The sequence below is a fragment of the Methylopila musalis genome, assembly GCF_042679725.1.
GTDB classification, from domain to species: domain Bacteria; phylum Pseudomonadota; class Alphaproteobacteria; order Rhizobiales; family Methylopilaceae; genus Methylopila; species Methylopila musalis.
On the sequence record NZ_JBHTMX010000018.1, the window covers coordinates 1 to 23,768 of the forward strand.

Consider the following 23,768-nt stretch of genomic DNA (forward strand, 5'->3'; position numbering starts at 1 on the left):
GTCTCCCGTGCGGCCCGCGCCTTCGGTGGCGGCCCCCGCGCGGCCGGCGCCGGCGCGCGCCGCCAAAGACGCCTATCCGGTCGATCTGCTGATCTCGCTCGCCAACGACGCGGTCTACTCGCCGGACCCCTATCCGAAGGGGCAGCAGTCCGATCCGCGCATGATCAAGCTTCAGGTGCTGCTGGACCGCGCCAACGCCTCGCCCGGCGTGATCGACGGCATCAACGGCGGCAACGTCGCCAAGGCCATCGCAGCCTTCGAGATGATGGTCGGCCACCATGTCGACGGCGTGATGGACGCCGAGCTCTGGGCCCGGCTGGAGGCCACCTCCGCCGAGCCCGTGCTCGTCCCTTACGAGATCACCGAGAAGGACGTGGCCGGCCCCTTCGTGCCGGTGATGCCGGCGGATTACGCCGAACAGGCCAAGCTGCCCTCCGCCGCCTATCGCGATCCGGTGGAGATGCTGGCCGAGCGCTTCCACATGGACGAGGCCTTCCTGCGCCGGCTGAACCCGGACGTGGATTTCACCGTCGCCGGCACGGTCCTGACCGTCGCCAATCCCGGCCCGCCGCTGAAGGCCAAGGTGGCGAGCATCGTCGCCGACAAGGCCAAGAAGCAGGTGTTCGCCTATGACGCGGCCGGACGGCTCGTGGCGTCCTACCCGGCCACCATCGGCAGCGCCGATCTGCCCTCCCCCACCGGCGTGCACGCGGTGAAGGCCATCGCCGTCAATCCGGAATACTGGTACCGGCCCAAGGTGAACTTCCAGCAGGGCGAGAACACCAAGGCGCTGCGTCTGCCGCCCGGGCCGAACACGCCCGTGGGCTCGGTCTGGATCGGGCTCGACAAGCCCACCTACGGCCTGCACGGCACGCCCGAGCCGTCCAAGATCGACAAGACCAACAGCCACGGCTGCGTGCGCCTGACCAACTGGGACGCGAACGAGCTCGCCCATATGGTCGCGCCCGGCGTGCCGGTGGACTTCCGGGAGCCGGAGGTGGTCTCCGCCCGCAACGACACCGATCTCGCGCCGCCGGCCGCCCCGCTCCCCGCGCCCACGCCGCATTGACGGCCGCCCCGCGGCCCGCGACAACCGGGCCATGGTCGCGATCAAAGCCTCGGGCGTCGACGCCTTCCTCGCCAAGCCTCCCGCCGAGGTCTGCGCCGTCCTGATCTACGGGCCGGACGCCGGCCTGGTGGCCGAGCGCGCCGAGCGGCTGGCGGCCCGCGCGCTGGAGGGATCGGACGATCCGTTCGCGCTGGTGCGGCTCGAGGGCGACGAGGTCGCCTCCGATCCCGGCCGGCTGGCGGACGAGGCCCGCACCATCGCTTTGTTCGGCGGCAAGCGGCTGATCCGGGTCAAGGTGGGCGGCCGGGCGCTGAACCTCGCGCTCGAAGGCCTGCTCGGCGGGCCGCAGCCGGAATCGCTGACGCTGCTGGAGGCGGGCGACCTCAAGAAGACCAATCCGCTGCGGACGCTGTGCGAGAAGAACCCGCGCGCCGCGGCGCTGCCCTGCTATCCGGACGAGGCCGGCGCCCGCGAGCGCCTGATCGACGAGGAGCTGCGCGCCGCGGGGCTCGGCATCGCGCCGGACGCGCGCGCGCTGCTGTCCGCCTCGCTCGGGCCGGACCGGCTCGCCGCCCGGGGCGAGGTGCGCAAGCTCTGCCTTTACGCGCTCGGCCAGAGCCGGATCGAGGCCGACGACGTGGCGGCCGTCATCCCCGACGCCGGCGACGTGGGCCAGGACGCGGCGGTGGACGCCGCCTTCGGCGGCCGCGCGGGCGATCTGGTGGCGGCGCTGAAGGCGTTGCGCCTGTCTGGCCAGCCGCCTTCGGTGGTGGTGGGCGCGGCGCTGCGCCACGCGCTCACCCTCCACCGGTTGCGCGCCGACGTGGAGGCGGGCCGCAGCGCCCGGCAGGTGATGGAGGCGAACGGCTTCCTGTTCCATTTCCGCCGCAAGGACGCGGCCGAGAAGGCGCTCGGCGCCTGGACCGGCGAGCGGCTGGAGCAGGCGATCGTGCGGCTCGGCGAGGCGGTGGCGACCGGCCGCAAGACCGCGGGCCTTGGCGAGGCCACCGCCGAGCGCGCCCTGCTCGCCATCGCCATCGAAGCCGCCCGCCGCCCCCGCTGACCGCGCGGGACGGCCGTACACGCCCTCGCAGCACCTGAAGCGCGACGTTTCCGCGACCTCCGGCCGTTCCCGCGCTTGACTTGGCGCGACGCCCTTTCTTATATCACGCCGCATCGCGCGGCCCGAACGCCGCAGCGCGGCGGAGTAGCTCAGCTGGTTAGAGCAGCGGAATCATAATCCGCGTGTCGGGGGTTCGAGTCCCTCCTCCGCTACCAACGCCCCCCCCCCCGACCAAACAAGACAAGCACGTTCAGGCCATGACGCCGACGCGCCGTAGCTTGCGCGCGCTCCATCGGCCGCTGGTCTTCGCCGCTGTCATGATGCCATCCAGGGCGGCAGCGTGAAGCGGTCGGTGTTGAAGGGTTCGGGGGCGATCAGCGCCAGCTGCCGGAGGTCGGGCCGGATCTGAAAGAACAGGTGCGGGAGCCCAAGCGAGGGGTCCTGGGTGACGACCGGATAGGGCGCCGCCGCCTGCCAGGTCTTGTCGAAGCGCACGGCGCCCGAGACGCTGCGGTAGATGATCGACTTCAGGGCTCGCGCGATCTTGCGGTTCTGCTCGAAACCGCCCGGCCCGGCCGAGCCGCCGGCGTTCGACGCGGCCAGCGCGTAATGGTGGAGCGCGGAGTAGGACTGACACCCGATCTGCGGTGTGGACCCGGCGCCGAACCGCGCGCTGTAGCGCGAGGCGAAGCTCGTGCCGATCTCGTCGCGCAGCAGGCCGATCACCGTGCTGACCAGGACGCCGACGCCCTTGTCCTGGGCGATGTCGGAGAACGACTGGTGCATGGCGCCGTATTGCAGATAGACGAGGCAGTCGATCGGGCGCTCCATGAACTGGAGCTGGAAACTGGCCAGATCGCCCGACAGGAAATGCGTGTTGGCGAGGATGGCGGGCTCCGTCGCCCGGACGGCCTCGATGACGTCGCGCCATTCGGTGGTCGGCGTCTGCACGATCTCGGGCCCGAAGCACACCTTCCAGCCGAAGCTCGCGGCGGAGGCGGCGATCGCCTGCGCGATCACGATGCTGTAGGGGGTCGACCCCGAGACGATCGCGATCCGGTTGGACGGCGGCTTCCACTGGCCGGAATCGCGCAGCCACGACATGAACTTGAGCAGTCCCGGCCCGTACCAGTAGTCGGCTGGATCGGTCATGAAGCACCCGAAGTAGCGCTCCGGATCCGACATGACGGTGTCGTGGTGCTGCAGCAGGGTGTTGGCGTGGATGTAGATGATGCCGGCGTCCGCGATCGGCTCGTATTCCGAGTTCTGGGGGCCGATGTTGTAGCCGTTGACGATGGCGTGGACGCCGTGCCGTTCGATCAGGCGCTTGGCCGCCGCCACCACCTCTTCGGCGCTCTGCCGCCCGGTGTCGGCGAAGACGGGGGCGATGCGGCGCCCGAGCAGGCCGCCGTTGGCGTTGATCTCCTCGGCCGCGAGGATCACGCCCTTGCGGAACTCCGCGCCGTCCGCCGCCGAGGCGCCGGTCAGTGGCACCATGCTGCCGATGGGGATCGGACCGCCGCTCATGTTCGGATCCTTCGGAATGGGCTCATTCGTCGGCCTTCTCGAACAGAAGGTGATGCATCATCACCCGCAGGCGGGGCGGGCTGACGGGCTTGATCAGCAGCGGCACGCCCGCCGTCCTCACGCGCTCCAGAACCGTCGGCTCGGCGTCGGCGGTGATGATGCAGGCGGGGATTTTCGTTCCCAGCATCCCGCGAACCGTCTCGATCACCTCCAGCCCGGTCGTGGTCCGGATGCTGTAGTCGGCCAGGATCAGCCGGGGCCGGAACCCCGCCTCGACGAAGCTCACCGCCTCCGCGGCGCTCGACGCGGAGCGCTGGTCCACGCCCCAGCGGTCGAGCAGCTGCCCCATGGAGCGGCGCAGCACGTCGTCGTCCTCGACGAAGAGAATGGGCGCGCCGACGAACTCGCCCGCGACCGCTTCGTTGATCTCGGTCTCCACCACCTGACTGTGCCAGACATTGCCGAGCGGCACATGGACCGAGAAGCGCGAGCCCACCCCCGGCGCGGACACCAGCTCCACGCGGTGGCCGAGCAGGCTCGACAGGCGGCTGACGATGCTGAGGCCGAGGCCGAGGCCGGACTTCTGCAGGCGGCGGTCGTCGGCGGCGCGGAAGAACTCGTCGAAGATCTTGTCCTGATGCTCGGGCGCGACGCCCCGGCCGCTGTCGACCACGTCGATCCGCAGCATGCCGTTGCGCCGGCGGCAGCCGATCACGACGCCGCCGAGATCGGTGTAGCGGATGGCGTTGGCGACCAGGTTGGTCAGGATGCGCTCGAGCAGGGCGCGGTCGCTGGTGACGGTCGCCCGCGTCTCCACGATGCGGAAGCGCAGCGCCCGCTCCCGCGCCTGATCGCGCATCTGGATGCCGAGCCGCTCGAACAGCCGCGACAGCTGGAACGTGGAGATGCGCGGCGTGATGCGGCCGGCGTCGAGCTGGCCGATCTGCAGCAGGGCGCCGAGCAGGTCCTCCATCACGGAGGCGGTGACGTCCATGCCGTGCAGCAGCTCGTCCCGGCGTTCGGGATCGGCCTCGGCGCGGCAGTTGAACAGCATGATCTTCAGCGACGCGAGGGGCTGCCGCAGATCGTGGTTCGCGGCCCGCAGGAAGCGGGATTTCGCTTCGTCGGTCGCCTCGGCCTTGTCGCGGGCGGCGCGCAGCTCGCTCTCGCGGCGCTCGGCGGCGGTGACGTCGGACAGCGTCAGCGCGGCGCCGCCATCGTCGGTCGGCCGCATCGACGCGCGAAGGACGCGTCCGTCGGCGGTGGCGTAGATCTCCTCGCCGTCGCGCCCGAACCCGTCCGAGAGGGCGGCCGCCCAGACGTCGGTGGGACCGGGCAGGCGCCATTCCCGCGACGCGCCGACGCGATGGAGAAAGTCGGCGTAGGTCTGGCCGGGCGCGAGCTCGAAGCCGAAGCTTTGCCGGAAGGCGCGGTTCGCGAACAGGAGCGTCGCGTCCGGGCTCCAGATCGAGACGCCGTCCGACAGGGCGTCGAAGCCGGCGAAGACCTGTTCAGAGGACGCGGGATCGCGAAGGTCAGCCACGTCCCGCCGCGCCGAAGGCGTTCAGGGCGTAGTGGATGACCGCGGAGCGGTCTCCGAGGTTTCGCTTCTTCATCACGTTGCGGATGTGCACCCGCACCGTCTGGTCGCTGACGCCGTGCTCGGCCGCGATGCGCTTGATCGACTGTCCCTTGCCGAGCGCCTGCAGCACCTCAAGCTCCCGCGCGGTGAGCTCCGGCCCCTCGCGCGGCGGCTGCGGGATCGCGGGCGCCTCGACCTCCTCGACGGCGGAGCGCTCCAGCAGCTTCCTCGGGAACGACACCTCGCCCGCGAACACCCGCTCCAGCGCGCGCTCCACCTCGGGCGCGCCGGCGGACTTGGGGATGTAGCCGATCACGCCCTGCTCGAGCGAGCGCATGACGTGCTCGGAATCCTCGTGCACCGAGACGACGACGACGGGAACGGTCGGGAACTCCTTGCGCAGGCGCCGAAGCCCGGCGAAGGACTCGAAGCCCGGCATGACGAGATCGATCAGCATCAGGTCGACGTCGGGATGATCGGCGAGCGTCCGCGCCGCCTCGTCGAAGCTCTCCGCCTCGTGGATCTCGATCGTCTGCTGCAGGCGCTTCATCACCTGCTTGAGCGATTCCCGGACCATCCAGTGGTCGTCCGCGATGACGACCTTCATGCGCGGACCCGCCGCGGTCTCGTCGTCGAGCGTCCGCGGCGCGCGATCGTGCGCCGCCTCAAGCCCCAAAGCGTCCACCCCGGCGACATTCATCGAACCCATCGCGATCATACCGAAACGATCTACCCGAAACGCACGGTCATATCAATCGATCCAAACGGACGGACGAAGGCGGGCGGCTCGTGACTCAACCCAAGGGTGATTGATGCTTTTTTTGGCAAGAACAGTTTGCATGTGATGCAAAAACGGCGTTGACAGACCCGTCTGGGGCGGCCCAGTTTGTATCGAAACGGCTAGACGATTGGTTATATCGTTTCGGCCGGATCATGGATCTGGGGGTTTCGACATGACCGATTTCACGCGCCGCACCGTGGTGAAGACCGCCGTCTTCGGCGGAGCCGCCGCGGCGTTGTCCGCGCCCTTCGTGTCCCGCGCCTGGGCGGCGGAGCCGATCCTTCTCGGCGTGCCGACCTCGCAGACGGCGGCCGCCGGCGTCGCCGACGACCTCGATCACCTCAACGGCACCACGCTCGCCATGGAAGAGATCAACGCCGCGGGCGGCATCAACGGCCGGCCGCTGAAGCTGTTCGTCACCGACGTGGACAAGCTCTCGCCGGAAAGCTGCCAGCAGGCGATCGCGGCCTGCGTCGACGCCAAGGTGCACGCGATCTCGAACGCGTTCCTGTTCGTGCCGATCCCGGCGATGGACGCCTCGGCCAAGTACAAGTGCCCCTATCTCAACGGCAACACCCAGCGCGCCGCGACCGAGGCGTTCCGGAAGAACCCCGACAAGTACAGCCACATCTTCCAGACCGATCCGTCGGAGGTGCACTACGGCTACACCTACCCGATCTGGCTGAAGGCGATGGAGACCTCCAGCGGCTGGAAGCCGAAGAACCGCAAGGTCCACATCGTCCAGGAGCAGGTCGCCTACTGCCAGACGATCTCCCGCGCCGCCCAGGAAGCGCTAAAAAAGAGCGACTTCGAGGTCGCGAAGATCACCGACATCCAGTTCCCGGTGCAGGATTGGGGCCCGGTGATCCAGGAGCTGAAGGAGGTCGACGCCGGCGCGATCATGATCGACCACTGGGTCGCGGCGGAATACGCGGCCTTCTGCAAGCAGTTCCAGGCCGATCCCGTTCCGAACTCGCTGGTCTATCTCCAGTACGGCCCGTCGCAGCCCGAGTTCCTGACGCTCGCGGGCGAAGCCGCCAACGGCTTCTGCTGGTCGACCGTGCTCGGCGTCTACGCCGACGAGCGAGGCAACGCCTTCCGCGCCAAGTACAAGAAGCGGTTCCCGGGCATCATGGGCCTCGTCTACACCGGCAACGGCTACGACATCGCCTATTACCTGAAGGCCGCCTGGGAGGCGGTCGGCGATCCGAACAAGTTCAAGGACGTCTGCGACTGGATCCGCACCAACCCCTATCGCGGCGTGTGCGGCTACATGGACATGAACAACGAGTACCAGGAGGCCGGGCACTTCCCCGACAACGGCTTCCCGGTCACCGCGACCGAGCTCGAGAAGGGCGTCAGCCAGCTCTACGTCCAGGTCCAGGACGTCGAGCACAAGATCGTCTACCCGTACGAGATCAAGGAAGCGACGCTCAAGCCCGCGCCGTGGTGGAGCTGATGTCCGCTTCCGCGGACGCGGCGCGTTCTTCCGAGGCGCCGCTCTTCGCCTGCGAGGACATCCGGCTCGATCTCGGCGGACGCTCCATCCTCCACGGGATCAGCCTGTCGGTGCGCCCGGGCGAGGTGCTCGGCGTCATCGGGCCGAACGGCGCCGGCAAGACCTCCCTGTTCGAGGTGCTGTCGGGCCGGCTGCGCCCGAAGAGCGGCCGGGTCACCTTCAGGGGCGAGGACATCACCCGGCTGCCGCTGCACGCGCGCGCCCGGCTTGGCGTCGGGCGCACCTACCAGACGCCGGTGGTGCCCGACGAGCTGACGGTCGGCCAGACGTTCAAGGCCGCCCGTCAGGCCTACCGCCCCTACCTCACGCGTTTCGACGCCGAATACGGCGCCGAGCTCGTCCACCTGCATGTGGATCCCGACGAGCCGACCGCCCGGCTCGAGGCCATGAACCGGCGCAAGCTGCTGCTCGCCTGCCTGCTCATGCGCCGGCCGCCGATCCTGCTGATGGACGAGCCCGCCGCCGGCCTCATCAACTCCGAGGTCGACGAGATCGACCACCTCATCCGCATGCTGTCCAAGGAGATGAACGTGGCGATCGTGATCGTCGAGCACCGGATCGAGCTGCTCGAGACCATCGCGGACCGCGTCATGGTGATGGACGCCGGCTCCGTGATCGCCTCGGGCTCGCTCGCCGAAATCCTCGAGGACCCGAAGGTCCACGCCGCCTATTTCGAGGGCCCGGGCGACGGAGCCCACGCGTGAGCGCGGCCGCCGTCGCGCAGGCGGCTCCGGCCCCGGAGCGGCGCGAGATCCTCAACGTCAAGGGACTGTCGGCCGGCTACGGGCCGATGCGCGTCATCCACGACCTCGACCTCTCCGTCTACGCCGGCGAACGCGTCGGGCTCGTCGGCCTCAACGGCCATGGCAAGTCGACGCTGTTCTACGCCATCGCAGGTCTCACCGGCTGGCAGCGCGGCTCGATCAAGCTGAACGGCTCCGAGGTCGGGCGCACCCGCAGCCAGGGGCCGGGGCGCTACACGCATCTGGTGGTGCGGCAGGGCCTCGCGCTGATCCCCCAGGGCGACGAGATCTTCCACGGTCTCACCGTCGAGGAGCATCTCGACTCCGGGGCCTTCACGCCGAAGGCGTGGAAGGAGCGCCGGGAGCGCAAGGAGAAGATCTACAGGATCTTCCCGCCGCTGGTGAAGCTCATGAAGACGCCGGTCGGGCGCCTCTCGGGCGGCGAGCGCCGCATGGTCTCGATCGGCCGCGGGCTGATGGCGGAGGCCTCGCTCTTCCTCGTCGACGAGCCCTCGCTCGGCCTCGCGCCGAAGATCGGCAAGGGCGTCATGGAGGCCCTGTTCGACGTCGAGCTCGGCCAGTCGGCGATGATCATCGCCGAACAGAACGTCGCGCTGCTCGAAGGCCGGGTGGACCGGATCATCGGCATGCATGTGGGCAAGCTCAAGGGCGAGGCCTCGGCGTCGCTGTCTTTCCAGACGCGCCGGGAGAACTGAGCGAATGGACATCGGGTTTATTCTGACGAACGCGCTGGTGCTGGCCTGCATCTACGGCACGCTCGCGATCGGCCTCTCGATCACATGGTCGAGCGTCGGCCTCATCAACCTCGCCTACGGCTTCATCTTCGCGCTGTCGGGCTACGGCGCCTGGCTCGCCGCGCAGTACCTCTCGACCAACGGGATCGTGGTGCTGGGCGCGGGCGTGCTGACGGGCGCGCTCGGCGGCATGCTGGTCTGCGCGCTCGCCTTCATCCCGATCCACGACAAGCCGAACTTCACGGTGCGCGGGCTGATCGCGACGCTCGCCATCAGCCTCATCGGCACGCAGGCGCTGCTCTACGTCTTCGGCCCGCGCGCCAAGAACCTGCCGGACATCTTCGGCTTCTGGAAGGTGAACGTCGGCGGGATCGTCCTGACCTCCGACAAGATCGGCAACATCGCGGTCTCGATCCTCGTCGTCACCGCCGTTCTGCTCTGGATGCGCTCGAGCCGCCGCGGCCTCGAGATCCGCGCCATGATGATGAACCCGCATGCGGCCTCCATCGTCGGCATTGGCGTGCGCAAGACCGGCTTCTACGTGATGTCGATCACCGGCGGGCTCGCGGGGCTGGCCGCGGTGCTGCTGTCGCAGACCTACTACATCTCGCCCTTCGGCGGCCTCGCGCCGATGATCAAGGGCGTCAGCATCGCGCTCTGCGGCGGGCTCGGCAGCGTGCGCGGCGCGGTGATCGCCGCGGTCATCCTCGGGCTGAACGAGGCCCTCACCGCCCGTCTGCTCGGCGGCCAGTACGTCCTCATCACCCAGTTCCTCTTCATCATCGTGATCCTGCTGATCCGCCCGCGCGGCATCGCGGGCATCCTCGACCGCGCGCGGGAAGCATGAGCATGACCGGCAATGTCTGGCGGAACCCGCTTCACGTCTGGGGCGTCGAGGGCGCGGAGAAGGACGTTCCTTCCATCCCGTACAAGAACCACCAGGACGTCTGGGACGAGACGACCGTCTCCAAGGCCGCGATGCTCCCGGTCGGCCGGCTGCGCTACTACTGGAAGTGGGGCGGCCATGGCGCACTGACTTGGCCGCGCGTCCGCTACTGGCCGACGCGCCGCCGCGGGCTCAGCATCCGCAGCGCCTACAATCCGAAGACGATGCGTCTTGAAAAGACGATTGCGGACAAGCGCCCGATCTGGTGGGTGCTCGGCCTGATCGCCTTCATGCTCGCGCCCCTCGTCATGCCGGCCGCCTATCAGAACACGCTTCTGACCGCCGGCGCGACCTTCGCCATCTACGCCGCCATCAACCTCTGCTGGATGCTCATCATCGGCACGGCGGGCATCTATTCGCTCGCAAGCTATGCGGTGGTCGGCGTGGCGGCGTTCGGCACGTCGTATCTGTCGATCCACCTCGGGCTGCCGTGGTGGGCGCTGCCCCTGATCGGGGCCGGGATCGGGCTGGTCGCCGGCCTCATCATCGCGATCCCGGCGATCCGGCTGGACGGCTTCTACTACGCGCTGCTGACCATCGGCCTCAACGAGCTCTGCCGCGTCTACGCGCTGCAGTCGAAGCAGTTCGGCTCCTCGACCGGCGGCCTCTACGGCGCGGACACCTACATCCCGCAGAGCTGGGACCAGTACGACCAGTCGCTGCTCGCCTATTACGCCTGTTTCCTCGTGATGCTGGGGGGGCTCGCGCTCTACCGCGTCATCGACGGGCGGCGGCTCGGACGCATCCTGAAGATGGCGCCCGAGAAGCGCGAGGCCTTCGCCGAGGCGACCGGCGTCGACTTCCGCCGCGCCCGCGTCTGGGTGTTCGTGATCTCCTCGATCGCGCTCGGCTTCATCGGCGGCTTCTACTCGGCGCATTTCCGCGGCGTGTCGTTCTCGATCTTCGGTTTCGACACGGTGCTGCTCGGGCTCGCGATGCTGGTCATCGGCGGCATCGGCCGGGCCGAGGGCGCGGTCGTCGGCACCGCGATCGTGATCTTCCTCGACAAGGTGATGATTTCGACCGGACCGCTCCGGCTGATGGTCATCGGTCTGATCATGCTCGGCGTCGTGCTGTTCCTCAAAGGCGGCCTGTTCGGCATCAAGGCCCAGTTCCGCGCTTGGCGCGACAAGAAGAAGAGCGAGCGTCGATCCATGCGATCCGAGAAAGGAGGCGAGATGTTGCCTGAAGAAGCCACCGAGACGCGCGACAAGGACCTCATCTACTGGCGTCGTTACGACAAGATGCAGCGCGACTTCCTGAAGACGCTGATCTCGCCGGAGCTGATCGAGGAGCATCGCAAGAAGCCGCTCGGCCAGCACAGCGAGCCGCTCGAACGCGTGCTGCTCTACTTCCGCCGGGCGCCGCAGGTCGACAAATACGCGATCATCGCCGTCGAGCCGTTCAAGGCCTTCCGGATCGTCGCCCTGTCGGGCCAGCGCGGCGTCGCGCCCCGCATCGTCGAAGACAAGATCTACGCAAGTCAGGAGGAGGCCTATCACGGCGTCTTCCTGCGCCGCGTCCAGGATCTTCTCGAGTCCTAGACACCGTTTCGACTTCTGATCTTCGGGCCGGCGCAGACCGCCGGCCGTCATTCGGAGCATGACATGGCCCAGGTCAAACTCTTCGGCTACGCCGACAAGATCTCGGTGAAGCCGGGCGAGACCATCGACATCCACGTCTCGGCCGACGGCGTGGAGACCGCCGAGGCCAAGCTCGTGCGTCTCATCCATGGCGACGAGCATCCGGACGGGCCGGGCTTCGTGGAGGAGGAGGTCGCCTGCGACGCCGACGGCCCGTGGGCGGTGCGCAAGCAGTACACCCAGGTCGGCTCCTATCTGAAGGTCGCGGATCCCGAGAACAGGCTCGCGCTCGACGGCCCGATCACGCTGTTCGCCTTCATCTATCCGGGCATTCCGCTGGCCGGCCTCAGGCAGGTCATCCTCGGCCGCTGGAACAACGACCGCAACGTGGGCTACGCGCTCGGCCTCAACCAGCAGGGCCATCTGGAGTTCTGGGTCGGCCGCGGCGACGAGGTCGACTACATCAAGGCCGAAGCGCCGCTGCTGGAGCGCGTCTGGTACTTCGTGGCCGCGAGCTACGACCCGGCGACGGGCCGCGCCGAGATCTACCAGGAGGGCGTGGCCAACCGGTACAACAGCCTGCTCGGGCGGGTGGCGCCGATCGAGTATCGCAGCCATGTGGTCGAGAGGTTCCGGTTCCGGCCGTCGCACCTTCCCGACACCCCGTTCCTCATCGCGGGGTCGCAGGACTTCCACGAGACGCGCGGCATCTTCGTCTCGCAGACCTATTGCGGCAAGATCGACCGCCCCGGCGTCTACGGCCGGGCGCTGACCCGCGCCGATCTCGACCGCCTGCGCGACGGCGTGAAGCCCGCGCCCGACGGTCTCGCGGCCTACTGGGACACGACCGCGGGCTACACCGACCGGGGCATCGGCGACGTGGTCGTCGACATCGGCCCCAACAAGCTCGACGCGACGGGCTACAACCGCCCCGTCCGCGCCCAGACCGGCTGGAACTGGAACGGCCGCAACGACTGCTTCCGCCTCGCGCCGGAGGAGTATGGCGGCGTCGAGTTCCACTACGACCAGATGGTCGACTCCAACTGGGAGAAGACGCGCACCGTCACGCTGCCCGACGATCTCCGCAGCGGCTGCTACGCGATCCGGCTGCGGGCCGGTCCCGGCAAGGGGCTCGCCGAGGAATACGTCATCTTCTTCGTCCGGCCGAAGACGCCCAAGGGCAAGGTCGCGCTGCTGTTCCCGACCGCGACCTATCTCGCCTACGCCAACGAGCATCTCAGCTTCGACGCCCAGATCATCCAGCCGATGACGGGCCAGCCGCCGATCGTCACCGACATCGACATCGAGATGTACAAGAACTGGGACTTCGGCATGTCGACCTACGACTGCTGGGCCGACGGCAACGGCGTCTGCTACTCCTCCTACCGCCGCCCGGTGCTGAACATGCGCCCCAAGGCCCGCATGTCCTCCATGGGCGTGACCTGGGCGTTCCCGGCGGACCTCTCGATCCTCGCCTGGCTCGAAAAGCGGAACTACGACTACGAGGTCCTGACCGACGAGGACCTGCACCGCGAGGGCAAGGCGGCGCTCGCGCCCTACGCCTGCGTGCTCACGGGCACCCACCCGGAATACACCTCCGAGCGCATGCTCGACGGGATCGAGGACTACATCTCGGAGGGCGGCCGCTTCATCTACATGGGCGGCAACGGCTTCTACTGGAACGTCGCGTTCCGGGAGGAGGAGCCGTGGATTATGGAGGTGCGCAAGCTCGACTCCGGCATGCGCGCCTGGGCGGCGCGGCCGGGCGAGCATTATCTCGCGACCACCGGCCAGAAGAGCGGCCTCTGGAAGAACCTCGGGCGGCCGCCGCAGAAGACCTTCGGCGTCGGCTTCATCGGCGAAGGCTTCGAGACCAGCCGTCCCTACCGCCGCATGCCCGACAGCTATCACCGCACCGTGTCCTGGATGTTCGAGGGCGTTGAGGGCGAGATCATCGGCGCGTTCGGCCTCGCCTATGGCGGCGCGGCCGGGCTCGAGCTCGACCGCTACGACCTCAATCTCGGCACGCCGCCGCACGCCCGGATCATCGCCTCCTCGGGCGGGCACAGCGACAACTACATGCTGTCGATCGAAGAGATTCTGTATCCCTATCCGGGCCTCGCGGGCTCTCAGGATTACCGGCTGCGATCCGACCTCGTCTACTTCACCGCCCCAAACAATGGCGCGGTGTTCAGCACGGGCTCGATCGCCTTCGCGCAAGCGCTCCCCGTCAACGGCTTCGACAACAACATCTCCCAGCTCCTGGGAAATCTTGTCGATGCGTTCACCAAACCCGGCGCCCTGCCAGGCTCGCTTTGGGTCAACGAAGAAAAACAATGGAAATAACGGGCCGCCGGGAGGCGGCCCGTCGGACGACAGCTGACGAACACATCCATCGAAATCGACGGGGGATTTCCACATGAACACGCTTCTCAACGTCGTGGGCGCAGCGCTCGCGGCGATCTCGATCACCTTTGGCTCCGCGGTCGCCGCCGACATGCCCGAGGCGATCGACGCCACGAAACCCAATTTCGACATCGCGTTCGGCGTGCGCGGCATGAGCGAATACATGGTGCGAGGCGTCGCCCAGACGTCGCGGGATCCCGCGATCCAGGGCTATGCGGAGGCCCAGGCCTTCGACTGGGTGTACGCCGGCGTGCTGGCCACGAGCGTCAACTTCGGCGGCGCGTCCGATCCGTCCGCGGAGTTCGACCTGTACGGCGGCCTCCGCCACAGCTTCGGCGCGCTGACGCTCGACGCCGGCTACGTCTGGGTGGCCTTCAGCGGAAGCGCCAAGGGCGTCAAGGACCTCGAATACGGCAAGGTCTACGGCGTCGCCAGCTACGCCGTGACGGACCAGTTCACGGTCGGCGCGAACATCTTCTACGGCAGCAACTTCATCAACTTCGGCCCCGAGGTCGTCCATTCGACCGCCTTCGCGAAGTACACGTTCACGCCGCTCATCAACCGGCCCGACATCGGCGCCTATGTGTCCGGCAGCTTCTCGAAGCAGTGGACGACGCAGAACTTCGTCAAAGACTATCTCTACTGGGACGCCGGCGCGGGCGTGTCCTACAAGGCCGTAACGCTGGACCTGCGATACAGCGACACCAATCTCAGCAAGCGTGATTGCCTCGGCTACATCGGAAACCGCGACTGGTGCGGCAGCCGGCTGCTCGCGACGCTGTCGTTCGACACGTCGCTCAACAAGCTGAAGTAACGCGTCGAAGCGCTCCGCCGCATCGGTGGCGAGACAGGCGGAACCGGCGACGTCCACAGGGACGCCGCCGGTTTTGTCGTGCCCGCGGACATCCGTGATCGCGCCGCGCTCAATCGTGTTTCGACAGGAGAATTCCGCCGCGACGGCCCGTGCGATAAGCTGCGCGGATCGGCGCTTCGCCGATCCGATCGGGCGAATGACGGCGGTGACGATGGGCGGGACGAAGGCGGCGGGCGAAAGCAAACGCCAATCCGAGATGCTCGCGGCGGAAAAGGTGGCCGTCGAACGGGCGGAAGTCTCGAAGGCGGTGCTGCCGATCGACCAGCGCGCCGGCTCCGCGATCCGCGAGCACAGGCTCGAGCGCTCCCTGACCCTGGCCGAGCTCGCCTCGGCCGCGGGCATGTCGGTCGCCATGCTGAGCCGGATCGAGAACGGCCAGTCGGCTGCGAGCCTCGACGTGCTGGAGCGCATATGCGCGGCGCTCGGCGTCGACATGTCGACGCTGTTCCGGGCGATCGAGGACACGAGCGGCACCGCCCAGTTGGTCAAGGCGGGCGACCAGATGGAGGTGGTGCGGACCGGCACCAAGCACGGCCACACCTACCGGCTGCTCTCCTACCACAAGGGCCCGAGGAAGATCTTCGAGCCGTTCTTCATCGAAATGGACCAGATGAGCGAGGTCTATCCCCGGTTCCAGCACCCGGGAACCGAGTTCATCTACATGCTGAGCGGCCGCATGGAGTATCGGTTCGGGGACAAGACGTTCCTGCTCGAGCAGGGGGACGCGCTCACCTTCGCCGGCTCCGTCATCCACGGCCCCGAAACGCTGCTCGACGAGCACATCCAGTTCATCTCGATCATCGTCTACGCCGAATGAGCGTGGCTCAGCCCTTCACGGCGTAGGCCTCGATCTCGACCAGCTGCCACGGGCGCAGCATCGACGTGACCTGGACCAGCGTCGAGGCCGGGCGCACCGCGTCGAACGCGGCGAGATGCGCCCGCGCCACCGCGTCGGCGTCGGCGATGTCGCGCACATAGACCACGGTCCGCACCACGTCCGTGAGATCGGCTCCCGCCTCACGAAGCGCGGCCTCGATGGTGCGCAGCGCGGCTTTGGTCTGCTCGAAGGCGCCGAGCGTTTCGTGGCTCGCGGGAGCGCAGGTGCCGGAGACATGGATCTGGCCGCCGAGCGCGACCGCGCGCGAGTAGCCGAAGACGTTCTCGTAAGCCCCGCCCGACGAGATGTTGCGGCGGGCGGACGGCGTGGAAGCGGACATTGCGATCTCCGTCAGAAGTCGCCGGCGTCGCGGATGCGATACCAGGTCTCGAAGGCCGGCACGGCGCGCCGGGCTGCGAAATGGAAGGCGTGGCTCGGGAAGCCGAGATCGCTGAACGCGCTCCGGCCCTCCGGGCGGCCGAGAAGCTGCAGGGCGATCTTGCGGCCGAAATGGGTGGAGCGGGACACGCCGGTGCCGCAGTAGCCCATGGCGTAATACACGCCGTCGGGCGAGCGGCCGAGATGCGGGAACTCGTCGAACGTGTAGCCGATGAGCCCGCTCCAGGCGTGGCTGACGGCGACGTCCGCAAGCTCCGGAAACGTGTCGAGCAGATCGCGCGCGAGGTGCCGGAACGACGCCGCGGACCCGCCGCTCGCCAGATGGTTGGCGCGGCCGCCCCACACGATGCGGTTCTCGCCGGGCGCGCCGCGGAAGTAGAAGAACACCCGGTTGGAGTTGCCGTAGACGCGTCGCTTCGGCATCGCCGCCGCGAAGCGCTCCGGCGCGATCGGCCCGGTGGTGATCTGCGACGAGACGATCGGCACGATCCGCCGGGAGAAGTAGCGCCCGACGCCCTTGGTGTAGCCGTTGGTCGCGACGATCACGTCCCGCGCCCGGACGTCGAAGCCGTCGAACCGGACCCGGTGTCCCGCGCCGTCCGGCGCGATGTCGCGCACCGGCGCCTTGCCGACGACCTGCGCCCCCGCCTCCCGCACGCGGCCGAGAAGCCCGGCGTGGTAGCGGCCGGGATGGAGCGAGGCGTCCTGCGGCAGCACCGACCCGCCGAAGAAGCGGTCGCTGCCGATCTCCGAGCGCTGGTCGTGTCTCGGAACCATGTGGAACTCCACGCCCGCATAGCGCTGCAGCTCCGCCATGTCCCGGGCCATGGTCTCGTAGTGCGCCGGACGCATCGCGCCCCGGAAGCGGCCGCAGCGCTCGAACGCGCAGTCGATGTTCTCGTCACGGACCAGCCGTTCGAGGCCGTCCAGCATCTCCACGCCTTCGCGCAGCAGGTCGACGGCCTGCCTCTCGCCTTTCATCTCGATCAGCGTCCGGACGCGGAATTTCTGGTTCCCGCTTCCGACCTGACCGCCGTTGCGGGTGCTGGCGCCGAATCCCGGAACGCCGGCGTCCACCACGAGGACGTCACGGCCCGCGCGGGCGAGCGTCAGCGCGGCGGACAGCCCTGAGAACCCGGCGCCGACGACGACCACGTCCGCCCTGGAGGGCATGGCGTCGAAGCCGTCGTCCGGCGGCCGCGCCGCGTCCCACCAGAACGGATCGGTTTCGAGGACGCCCCTGGCCCGGCCGCTGGCGAGAAGTCCGAGGCTTGGTCCAACCATGTGATCAGGCGCCATTGGTTTGCGGGCCCGCGCGCCGGGCCGCTGATTTGTTTTCTTCATATACAAAAACATTGCATGAAACGCAAACAGGCCGTATGGGTGCTTTCAGGCCGGCGAGCGAGGCCGGCCGGCGGCAGGAGAGCCTCAGGATGAAGGCGTTCGACCATATGGGCATCGCGTTGGAGCCGGGCTGTATGACGACGCCCGACGGCGTGGACGTCGCCGGAGCGAAGGCGTTTCTCGGCAAGAACGGCGTCCGGTACATCCTCGCCCAGTTCGTCGACATCCACGGCGTCGCGAAGAGCAAGGCGGTGCCGGTCCAGCATCTCGAAGGATTGCTGGAGGACGGCGCCGGATTTGCGGGCGCAGGCGCCTGGGGGCTCGGCATGGCGCCGCACGAGGCCGAGTTCATGGTCGTGTGCGACCTGGACACGCTGACGCTGACGCCCTGGGCGCCGGGCTACGCCCGCATGATGGGCGCCGGTCGGGTCGCGGGCGAAGCGCATCCCGTGGACACCCGCAACGTGCTCAAGCGGCAGGTCGAGCGGCTCACGGCGCGGGGGTGGACGCTGAACACCGGGCTCGAGCCCGAGTTCATCCTCGTGCGTCGCGGCGCGGACGGACAGATCACGGTCTTCGACGAGACCGACACGCTGGCGAAGCCCGCCTACGACTATCGCGGACTGATGCGCGGCCGCAGCTTTCTCGAGAAGATCACCGCCTCGCTGCAGGCGGTCGGCATCGACGTCTACCAGATCGACCATGAGGACGCGAACGGCCAGTACGAGATCAACTTCAAATACGCCGACGCTCTGAAGTCGGCCGATCAGGTGATCCTGTTCAAGATGGCCGCGGCGGAGATCGCCCACGAGCTCGGCGCCATCTGCTCCTTCATGCCGAAGCCCCGCAGCGACACCACGGGCAGCGGCATGCACATCCACTGCTCGATCGCGGACGCGGACGGGCGGAACCTGTTTCACGACGCCTCCGACCCGCGCGGCCTCGGCCTGAGCCGGCTGGCCTACCATTTCCTCGGCGGCGTCATGGCGCATGCGCCGGCCCTGACCGCCCTGCTCGCCCCGACGGTCAACTCGTACAAGCGCCTCGTCGTGGGCGAAAACGTCTCCGGCACCACCTGGGCGCCGGTGTTCGTCGCCTATGGCGACAACAACCGCACCGCCATGGTGCGGATCCCCTACGGCCGGCTGGAGCTTCGCACCGGCGACAGCGCGATGAACCCCTATCTCGCCACCGCGGCGCTGATCGCGGCCGGCCTCGACGGCGTCGAACGCGAGCTCGATCCGGGCGAGCCCCACAACATCAACTTCTACGCCCTGTCGGCGGGCGAGGTCGCGGACCTCGGCGTCGAGGTCCTGCCCCAGACGCTCGGCGCGGCGCTCGACGCGCTCGAGGCCGACGAGCTGTTCGCGCGGACGCTCGGCGACCGGGTGATCTCGGAGTTCCTCAAAATCAAACGGGCCGAGTGGGGCGCCTATTGCCGCCACGTCTCCCAGTGGGAAGTCGAGAGATATCTCAGCTTCTTCTGATCCGCGGTCCACGTTCGGAGCCAAATCATGTGCGGAATTGCCGGGCTGTTCCTGAAGAACGGCCGTCTTGAACACGACCTCGGGGCGCTGCTGGCGGCCATGACGTCCACCTTGTGCGAGCGGGGCCCGGACTCCGCCGGCTTCGCGCTTTACACCAACGGCGCGGACGACGGCCTGAAGCTCACGGTCACGTCAAACGCTGCGACCGACTTCGAGAAGGTCGCGGCGAATCTCGGGCGCGCCATCGGCGCCACGGTGACGGCGCGCGTCCGCGACACCCACGCGACGCTCTCGCTTCCCGCCGACACGGCCGTGCAGGCCCGCGCGTGGCTCGCGGACCAGGGCGTGACGGTCGTCAGCGAGGGACGCCGCCTGGAGATCTTCAAGGAGGTCGGCTACCCGACGGAGGTCGCCCGACGGTTCGACATCCCGTCGATCGGCGGCACCCACGCCATCGCGCACACCCGCATGGCGACCGAATCCGCCGTCACCACCAACGGCGCTCATCCGTTCTCCACCGGCCGCGACCAGTGCCTCGTCCACAACGGCTCGCTCTCGAACCACGCCTCGCTGCGCCGGGAGCTTCGCCGGGACGGGATCCGGATCGAGACCGCGAACGACTCCGAGGTCGCCGCCGGCTACCTCAGCCGCGAGCTGCGGCGCGGCCGCAGCCTCGGCGACGCGCTGGAGTCGAGCCTGTCGGACCTCGACGGCTTCTTCACCTTCGTGGTCGGGACCGAGACCGGCTTCGGCGTGCTGCGCGACCCGATCGCCTGCAAGCCCGCCGTGATGGCCGAAACCGACGACTATGTGGGCTTCGCCTCCGAATATCGCAGCCTGACCTGCCTGCCGGGCATCGCCCAGGCGCGGCTGTTCGAGCCGAAACCCGCCACGCCCTATTTCTGGGAGAGCCGCCCGTGAAGTCGGTCGACCTGTCCGTCACGCCGCTGCGTGAGCTCAACACCGACCTGCAGGCCCTGCGGGAGGGCGCCGGCGAGACCCGGTGGCGCATCCTCAACCCGTTCGGGACCCACGCCATCGCGGTCGGCGTCGACGCGCCGGTCGACATCGAGATCGCAGGCCCCGTCGGCTACTTCTGCGGCGGCATGAACAAGAGCGCCCGGGTGCTGATCGACGGCGCCGCCGGTCAGGGCGTCGGCGAGAACATGATGTCCGGCGTGATCCACGTGAAGGGCGACGCCGCCCAGTCGGCGGGCGCGACCGGGCGCGGAGGGCTGCTGCGGATCGACGGCAACGCCGGCGCGCGCTGCGGCATCTCCATGAAGGGCGTCGACATCGTCGTCAAAGGCGAGATCGGCCATCTGTCCGCCTTCATGGGCCAGAAGGGACGCCTCGTCTGCTTCGGCGACGCCGGCGAGGCGCTCGGCGATTCGATCTATGAGGCCCGGCTCTACGTGAGGGGCAAGGTCGCGAGCCTCGGCGCCGACTGCGTCGAGAAGGACATGCGCGACGAGCACCGGCGGGAGCTGTTCGACCTGCTGGCGCAGGCCGGCGAGAGCGGCGCGATCGACGTCTCCGAGTTCCGCCGCTTCGGCTCCGCCCGGACCCTCTACACTTTCCACGTCGACAACGCAGGGGCGTACTGATGACCGTCCACGAGCGTCCTTGGGGCGCGACGCCCCCGCGCATGTCCGCCACGTTCGATCCGTACACGCTCGCCGAGATCCGCCGCGCCGCCGCGACCGGCATCTACGACGTCCGGGGCGGCGGCGCGAAGCGCAAGCTGCCCCATTTCGACGACCTGCTGTTCCTCGGCGCCTCCATGTCGCGCTACCCGCTCGAGGGCTATCGCGAGCGGTGCGACACCAGCGTCACGCTCGGAACGCGCTTCGCCAAGAAGCCGATCAGGCTCGACATCCCGGTCACCATCGCCGGCATGAGCTTCGGCGCGCTGTCCGCCCAGGCCAAGGAGGCGCTCGGCCGCGGCGCTTCGATCGCCGGCACGTCCACGACGACCGGCGACGGCGGCATGACCCCGGAGGAGCGCGGGCAGTCCAAAACGCTGGTCTACCAGTACCTGCCGTCGCGCTACGGCATGAATCCGGACGACCTGCGCAAGGCCGACGCGATCGAGATCGTGGTCGGTCAGGGCGCCAAGCCCGGCGGCGGCGGCATGCTGCTCGGGCAGAAGATCTCCGATCGCGTCGCCGAGATGCGATCGCTGCCGAAGGGCATCGACCAGCGCTCGGCCTGCCGGCACCCCGACTGGACCGGCGCCGACGATCTTGAGATCAAGATCCTCGAGCTGCGCGAGCTGACCAACTGGGAGAAGCCGATCTATCTCAAGGTCGGCGCCAGCCGGCCCCAGTACGACGTCGCGCTCGCCGTGAAGTCCGGCGCCGACGTGGTGGTGCTCGACGGCATGCAGGGCGGCACCGCGGCGACGCAGGACGTGTTCATCGAGCACGTCGGCATCCCGATCCTGTCGGCGATCCGGCCCGCGGTGAAGGCGCTGCAGGACCTCGGCATGCACCGCAAGGTGCAGCTCATCGTCTCCGGCGGCGTCCGCAACGGCGCGGACGTGGCCAAGGCGCTGGCGCTCGGCGCCGACGCGGTGGCGATCGGCACCGCGGCCATGGTCGCCCTCGGCGACAACGATCCGAAGTACGAAGACGAGTACCGCGCGCTTGGCACGACCGCCGGCGCCTATGACGACTGGCACGAGGGGCGCGATCCCGCCGGCATCACGACGCAGGACCCGGAGCTCGCCGCCCGTCTGGACCCCGTCGCCGCCGGCCGCCGGCTCGCGAACTATCTCAAAGTCATGACGCTGGAGGCGCAGACCATCGCCCGCGCCTGCGGGAAAAGCAGCCTGCACAATCTGGAGCCCGAGGATCTCGTGGCGCTGACCATCGAGGCCGCCGCCATGGCGCAGGTGCCGCTGGCGGGCACGAGCTGGATTCCCGGCTCGTCGTTCTGATCCGTCCGGCGGGGAGACGGCCCCGACGCCGCCTCCCCGCCGTCCGACATGTCCATGTCGGCGGATGCGCGGGCGGGAGCGCGGGACCCGCGTGTCGGGGGTTCGAGCCGCTATACCGCTACCAAACCCCCTCCCCCGATCAAACCGCGCGCCGCCGTCACAGCGCGGTGGGCCATCCGCGGGCGCGGCGGCGGGCGGCGCCTTCGGCGATCAGCTCGACGGCCGCGTCGGTGGAGATCACCGGCGCGAAGAAGGTGTCGATGCGCTTCAGCGTCGGGGCTTCGTCCGCCTCCACGCCGGCGGCGGTGGCGTCGCCGACCACGATCGGGTTAAAACCGATGTCGCGCGCGGTGCGGGCCGCCTGTTCGATGCACCAGTCGAGATGGTGGCCGGCGAGCAGCAGGGTGCGCACGCCCCAGGCGGCCAGATGCTGCGTCAGCAGCGTGCCGAGGAACACGTTGCCGAGCGTGCCGTAGAACAGCACCAGGTCCTCGGGGCGGCGGGCCTGCTCGATCTCGGCGACCAGATCGCCGTCGCGCCGCCAGTCCTCGGCGGTCCAGTCCGCCTTGTCCTTCAGCCAGAATTCGTACTGGGCCCTGTCCACCAGCGTCTGCGCATAGTCCTTGCGGTTGATGTCGTAGCGGGTCCACGCGACGCGCTGCTCGGCGGCGCGCGCCGCCTCCGTCAGCCTCAGCGTGTTCGGCAGCGCGCCGCCCGGCCGGCGCGTGCGCTCCCACAGCCGCTCATGGGCCTGCGCGCCGGTGGACGTGAGGATGCTGTTCGACTGCCCGATCACGAGCAGCAGCGTCGGATAGGCGAGCGCCTCGGCGAGATCGAGCGCGCCCCACTGCGGGTGCGGCGTCGGCGTCTTCGAGGCGGCGTGGGACACGGCGACGTTCATGGCGCGGGGCTCCGGAAAGCGATCAGGTCAGCGCGGCCCCAACGGGCGGCGACGACCCATATTGACATAAGTCTATTTATTCCATCAATTGTGTTTAATAACGTTCTCGCCGCGGCCGAGCGCTTCCTGCGCCTGAGCGGGCTCCTCTTCTGGTTTCCCCGCCATGCCGCCGCTCGCCGCCGAGCCCCTCGCCTTCGCGCCGCCTCTGCAGGTCTCCGCCGTCACGCTGAGCTTTGGCGCGGTCACGGCCCTCAGGAACGTCAGCTTCGCCTGCGCGGAGGGCTCCATCTTCGCGATCGTGGGGCCGAACGGCGCCGGCAAGACCTCGCTGCTCAACGTGGTCAGCGGCGCCTACCGGCCGACCGCCGGATCGGTGCGCTATTTCGGCGTCGATCTTGCCCGGCCGCGGCCCCATCGCGTCGCCGCGCTCGGCGTCGCCCGCACCTTCCAGAACGTCGCCCTGTTCGCCGGCCTCAGCGTGCTGGAGAACGTGCTGGTGGGCCGTCACGTCCACACCGGCGCGGGATTCTTCGCCTATGGCCTCGGCTGGCCGACCGCGCGCGCCGACGATCGCCGGCAGCGGGCGGCGGCGGAGCAGGCGCTCGACGTGCTCGGCCTCGGCGCGCTGCGCGATCTGCCGGTCGAGACGCTGCCCTATGGCGTGAAGAAGAAGGTGGAGCTCGCCCGCGCGCTGGCGGCGCAGCCGCGCCTGCTGCTGCTGGACGAGCCGCTCGCCGGCATGAACGCGGAGGAGAAGCGCGAGATCGCCGCCGCGGTGCGCGCGATCCGGGACCGTCTCGGCCTGACCGTGGTGATGATCGAGCATGATTTCCCGCTGGTGACGGCGCTCGCCGACCGGATCCTGGTGCTCGACCACGGCGAGGTTCTGGCCGAGGGGACGCCGGCGGAGATCCGCCAGGACCCGAAGGTGCTCGAGGCCTATTTCGGCGTCGCCGGGGAGCCGGCCTGAC

General features: G+C 68.8%; 21 protein-coding genes and 1 tRNA gene. 16 read left to right on the top strand and 6 right to left on the bottom strand.

Annotation, left to right across the window (positions count from 1 at the left end; genetic code table 11):
* The 3 genes from ACFQ4O_RS04310 to ACFQ4O_RS04320 all read left to right on the top strand — a co-directional run.
* Window positions 1-1,069, top strand: a 1,069-nt coding sequence (locus tag ACFQ4O_RS04310; protein WP_378774417.1) for a L,D-transpeptidase family protein, incomplete at its 5' end; no start/stop codon positions are given.
* 31 nt (window positions 1,070-1,100) lie between these two features.
* Window positions 1,101-2,132: a DNA polymerase III subunit delta gene (gene holA, locus ACFQ4O_RS04315; RefSeq protein WP_378774418.1), complete on the top strand. Its 1,032-nt coding sequence runs from the start codon at window positions 1,101-1,103 to the stop codon at window positions 2,130-2,132.
* Between the two features lie 138 nt (window positions 2,133-2,270).
* A tRNA-Met gene (locus tag ACFQ4O_RS04320) sits at window positions 2,271-2,347 on the top strand.
* A 100-nt stretch (window positions 2,348-2,447) separates the two neighbouring features.
* On the opposite strand, the gene ACFQ4O_RS04325 is transcribed toward ACFQ4O_RS04320, so the two are convergent.
* The 3 genes from ACFQ4O_RS04325 to ACFQ4O_RS04335 are packed head-to-tail and all read right to left on the bottom strand — an operon-like array spanning window position 2,448 to window position 5,950.
* Window positions 2,448-3,659, bottom strand: coding sequence for an ABC transporter substrate-binding protein (locus ACFQ4O_RS04325; RefSeq protein ID WP_378774419.1), 1,212 nt, complete (start codon window positions 3,657-3,659; stop codon window positions 2,448-2,450).
* A gap of 22 nt (window positions 3,660-3,681) precedes the next feature.
* The gene (locus ACFQ4O_RS04330) at window positions 3,682-5,202 is read right to left on the bottom strand and encodes a hybrid sensor histidine kinase/response regulator (RefSeq protein WP_378774420.1); all 1,521 of its coding nucleotides are present in this window, start codon (window positions 5,200-5,202) and stop codon (window positions 3,682-3,684) included.
* Window positions 5,195-5,950, bottom strand: a complete 756-nt coding sequence (locus tag ACFQ4O_RS04335) for a response regulator (protein WP_378774421.1) — start codon at window positions 5,948-5,950, stop codon at window positions 5,195-5,197. Before ACFQ4O_RS04335 ends, ACFQ4O_RS04330 begins: the two co-directional genes overlap by 8 nt.
* Window positions 5,951-6,194: 244 nt before the next feature.
* Between ACFQ4O_RS04335 and ACFQ4O_RS04340 the strand changes: the two genes are divergently transcribed.
* The 8 genes from ACFQ4O_RS04340 (at window position 6,195) to ACFQ4O_RS04375 (ending at window position 15,665) form a co-directional block, all read left to right on the top strand.
* On the top strand, window positions 6,195-7,481 hold the full coding sequence (locus tag ACFQ4O_RS04340; RefSeq protein WP_378774422.1) for an ABC transporter substrate-binding protein: 1,287 nt from the start codon (window positions 6,195-6,197) through the stop codon (window positions 7,479-7,481).
* On the top strand, window positions 7,481-8,245 hold the full coding sequence (locus ACFQ4O_RS04345) for an ABC transporter ATP-binding protein (RefSeq protein ID WP_378774423.1): 765 nt from the start codon (window positions 7,481-7,483) through the stop codon (window positions 8,243-8,245). Before ACFQ4O_RS04340 ends, ACFQ4O_RS04345 begins: the two co-directional genes overlap by 1 nt.
* Window positions 8,242-9,000 (top strand): ABC transporter ATP-binding protein, encoded by a 759-nt coding sequence (locus ACFQ4O_RS04350; protein WP_378774424.1) that lies wholly within the window; start codon window positions 8,242-8,244, stop codon window positions 8,998-9,000. The genes ACFQ4O_RS04345 and ACFQ4O_RS04350 overlap by 4 nt, the downstream gene beginning before the upstream one ends.
* A gap of 4 nt (window positions 9,001-9,004) precedes the next feature.
* Window positions 9,005-9,886 carry a branched-chain amino acid ABC transporter permease gene (locus tag ACFQ4O_RS04355; RefSeq protein WP_378774425.1) on the top strand — a complete coding sequence of 294 codons (882 nt, stop codon included), beginning with the start codon at window positions 9,005-9,007 and terminating at the stop codon, window positions 9,884-9,886.
* Window positions 9,887-9,888: 2 nt separating this feature from the next.
* A complete protein-coding gene (locus ACFQ4O_RS04360) occupies window positions 9,889-11,529 on the top strand; it encodes a branched-chain amino acid ABC transporter permease (protein ID WP_378774426.1) in 1,641 nt (546 codons plus the stop codon).
* 63 nt (window positions 11,530-11,592) lie between these two features.
* Window positions 11,593-13,914: a N,N-dimethylformamidase beta subunit family domain-containing protein gene (locus ACFQ4O_RS04365; protein WP_378774427.1), complete on the top strand. Its 2,322-nt coding sequence runs from the start codon at window positions 11,593-11,595 to the stop codon at window positions 13,912-13,914.
* A gap of 73 nt (window positions 13,915-13,987) precedes the next feature.
* A complete protein-coding gene (locus ACFQ4O_RS04370; protein ID WP_378774428.1) occupies window positions 13,988-14,788 on the top strand; it encodes a TorF family putative porin in 801 nt (266 codons plus the stop codon).
* A gap of 256 nt (window positions 14,789-15,044) precedes the next feature.
* Window positions 15,045-15,665, top strand: coding sequence for a helix-turn-helix domain-containing protein (locus ACFQ4O_RS04375; RefSeq protein ID WP_378774429.1), 621 nt, complete (start codon window positions 15,045-15,047; stop codon window positions 15,663-15,665).
* Window positions 15,666-15,672: 7 nt separating this feature from the next.
* Here ACFQ4O_RS04375 and ACFQ4O_RS04380 read toward each other — a convergent pair whose 3' ends face one another.
* Window positions 15,673-16,065 carry a Rid family hydrolase gene (locus ACFQ4O_RS04380; RefSeq protein ID WP_378774430.1) on the bottom strand — a complete coding sequence of 131 codons (393 nt, stop codon included), beginning with the start codon at window positions 16,063-16,065 and terminating at the stop codon, window positions 15,673-15,675.
* Window positions 16,066-16,076: 11 nt separating this feature from the next.
* Window positions 16,077-17,408, bottom strand: coding sequence for an NAD(P)/FAD-dependent oxidoreductase (locus ACFQ4O_RS04385; protein WP_378774431.1), 1,332 nt, complete (start codon window positions 17,406-17,408; stop codon window positions 16,077-16,079).
* Window positions 17,409-17,557: 149 nt separating this feature from the next.
* Between ACFQ4O_RS04385 and glnT the strand changes: the two genes are divergently transcribed.
* The 4 genes from glnT to ACFQ4O_RS04405 are packed head-to-tail and all read left to right on the top strand — an operon-like array spanning window position 17,558 to window position 21,896.
* Window positions 17,558-18,955, top strand: a complete 1,398-nt coding sequence (gene glnT, locus ACFQ4O_RS04390; RefSeq protein ID WP_378774432.1) for a type III glutamate--ammonia ligase — start codon at window positions 17,558-17,560, stop codon at window positions 18,953-18,955.
* Window positions 18,956-18,982: 27 nt separating this feature from the next.
* Window positions 18,983-19,876 carry a class II glutamine amidotransferase gene (locus ACFQ4O_RS04395; RefSeq protein ID WP_378774433.1) on the top strand — a complete coding sequence of 298 codons (894 nt, stop codon included), beginning with the start codon at window positions 18,983-18,985 and terminating at the stop codon, window positions 19,874-19,876.
* Window positions 19,873-20,562 carry a GltB/FmdC/FwdC-like GXGXG domain-containing protein gene (locus ACFQ4O_RS04400; RefSeq protein ID WP_378774434.1) on the top strand — a complete coding sequence of 230 codons (690 nt, stop codon included), beginning with the start codon at window positions 19,873-19,875 and terminating at the stop codon, window positions 20,560-20,562. The genes ACFQ4O_RS04395 and ACFQ4O_RS04400 overlap by 4 nt, the downstream gene beginning before the upstream one ends.
* Window positions 20,562-21,896 carry an FMN-binding glutamate synthase family protein gene (locus ACFQ4O_RS04405; RefSeq protein WP_378774435.1) on the top strand — a complete coding sequence of 445 codons (1,335 nt, stop codon included), beginning with the start codon at window positions 20,562-20,564 and terminating at the stop codon, window positions 21,894-21,896. Before ACFQ4O_RS04400 ends, ACFQ4O_RS04405 begins: the two co-directional genes overlap by 1 nt.
* A 157-nt stretch (window positions 21,897-22,053) precedes the next feature.
* Here the strand turns inward: ACFQ4O_RS04405 and ACFQ4O_RS04410 are convergent, their stop codons facing one another.
* Window positions 22,054-22,797: an isochorismatase family protein gene (locus ACFQ4O_RS04410; protein WP_378774436.1), complete on the bottom strand. Its 744-nt coding sequence runs from the start codon at window positions 22,795-22,797 to the stop codon at window positions 22,054-22,056.
* A gap of 163 nt (window positions 22,798-22,960) precedes the next feature.
* On the opposite strand from ACFQ4O_RS04410, the gene ACFQ4O_RS04415 reads away from it, so the two are divergent.
* On the top strand, window positions 22,961-23,767 hold the full coding sequence (locus ACFQ4O_RS04415; RefSeq protein WP_378774437.1) for an ABC transporter ATP-binding protein: 807 nt from the start codon (window positions 22,961-22,963) through the stop codon (window positions 23,765-23,767).
* The last annotated feature ends 1 nt before the right edge of the window (window position 23,768 follow it).

Bases quoted from the DNA above. Each gene is read 5' to 3' on its own strand.
- ACFQ4O_RS04405 (WP_378774435.1), top strand. From the start codon at position 20,562: ATGACCGTCCACGAGCGTCCTTGGGGCGCGACGCCCCCGCGCATGTCC.
- glnT (WP_378774432.1), top strand. From the start codon at position 17,558: ATGAAGGCGTTCGACCATATGGGCATCGCGTTGGAGCCGGGCTGTATG.
- ACFQ4O_RS04360 (WP_378774426.1), top strand. From the start codon at position 9,889: ATGACCGGCAATGTCTGGCGGAACCCGCTTCACGTCTGGGGCGTCGAG.
- ACFQ4O_RS04365 (WP_378774427.1), top strand. From the start codon at position 11,593: ATGGCCCAGGTCAAACTCTTCGGCTACGCCGACAAGATCTCGGTGAAG.
- ACFQ4O_RS04410 (WP_378774436.1), bottom strand. From the start codon at position 22,797: ATGAACGTCGCCGTGTCCCACGCCGCCTCGAAGACGCCGACGCCGCAC.
- ACFQ4O_RS04325 (WP_378774419.1), bottom strand. From the start codon at position 3,659: ATGAGCGGCGGTCCGATCCCCATCGGCAGCATGGTGCCACTGACCGGC.
- ACFQ4O_RS04335 (WP_378774421.1), bottom strand. From the start codon at position 5,950: ATGGGTTCGATGAATGTCGCCGGGGTGGACGCTTTGGGGCTTGAGGCG.
- ACFQ4O_RS04415 (WP_378774437.1), top strand. From the start codon at position 22,961: ATGCCGCCGCTCGCCGCCGAGCCCCTCGCCTTCGCGCCGCCTCTGCAG.
- ACFQ4O_RS04375 (WP_378774429.1), top strand. From the start codon at position 15,045: ATGCTCGCGGCGGAAAAGGTGGCCGTCGAACGGGCGGAAGTCTCGAAG.
- ACFQ4O_RS04345 (WP_378774423.1), top strand. From the start codon at position 7,481: ATGTCCGCTTCCGCGGACGCGGCGCGTTCTTCCGAGGCGCCGCTCTTC.
- ACFQ4O_RS04340 (WP_378774422.1), top strand. From the start codon at position 6,195: ATGACCGATTTCACGCGCCGCACCGTGGTGAAGACCGCCGTCTTCGGC.
- ACFQ4O_RS04355 (WP_378774425.1), top strand. From the start codon at position 9,005: ATGGACATCGGGTTTATTCTGACGAACGCGCTGGTGCTGGCCTGCATC.
- ACFQ4O_RS04380 (WP_378774430.1), bottom strand. From the start codon at position 16,065: ATGTCCGCTTCCACGCCGTCCGCCCGCCGCAACATCTCGTCGGGCGGG.
- ACFQ4O_RS04370 (WP_378774428.1), top strand. From the start codon at position 13,988: ATGAACACGCTTCTCAACGTCGTGGGCGCAGCGCTCGCGGCGATCTCG.
- ACFQ4O_RS04395 (WP_378774433.1), top strand. From the start codon at position 18,983: ATGTGCGGAATTGCCGGGCTGTTCCTGAAGAACGGCCGTCTTGAACAC.
- holA (WP_378774418.1), top strand. From the start codon at position 1,101: ATGGTCGCGATCAAAGCCTCGGGCGTCGACGCCTTCCTCGCCAAGCCT.
- ACFQ4O_RS04385 (WP_378774431.1), bottom strand. From the start codon at position 17,408: ATGGTTGGACCAAGCCTCGGACTTCTCGCCAGCGGCCGGGCCAGGGGC.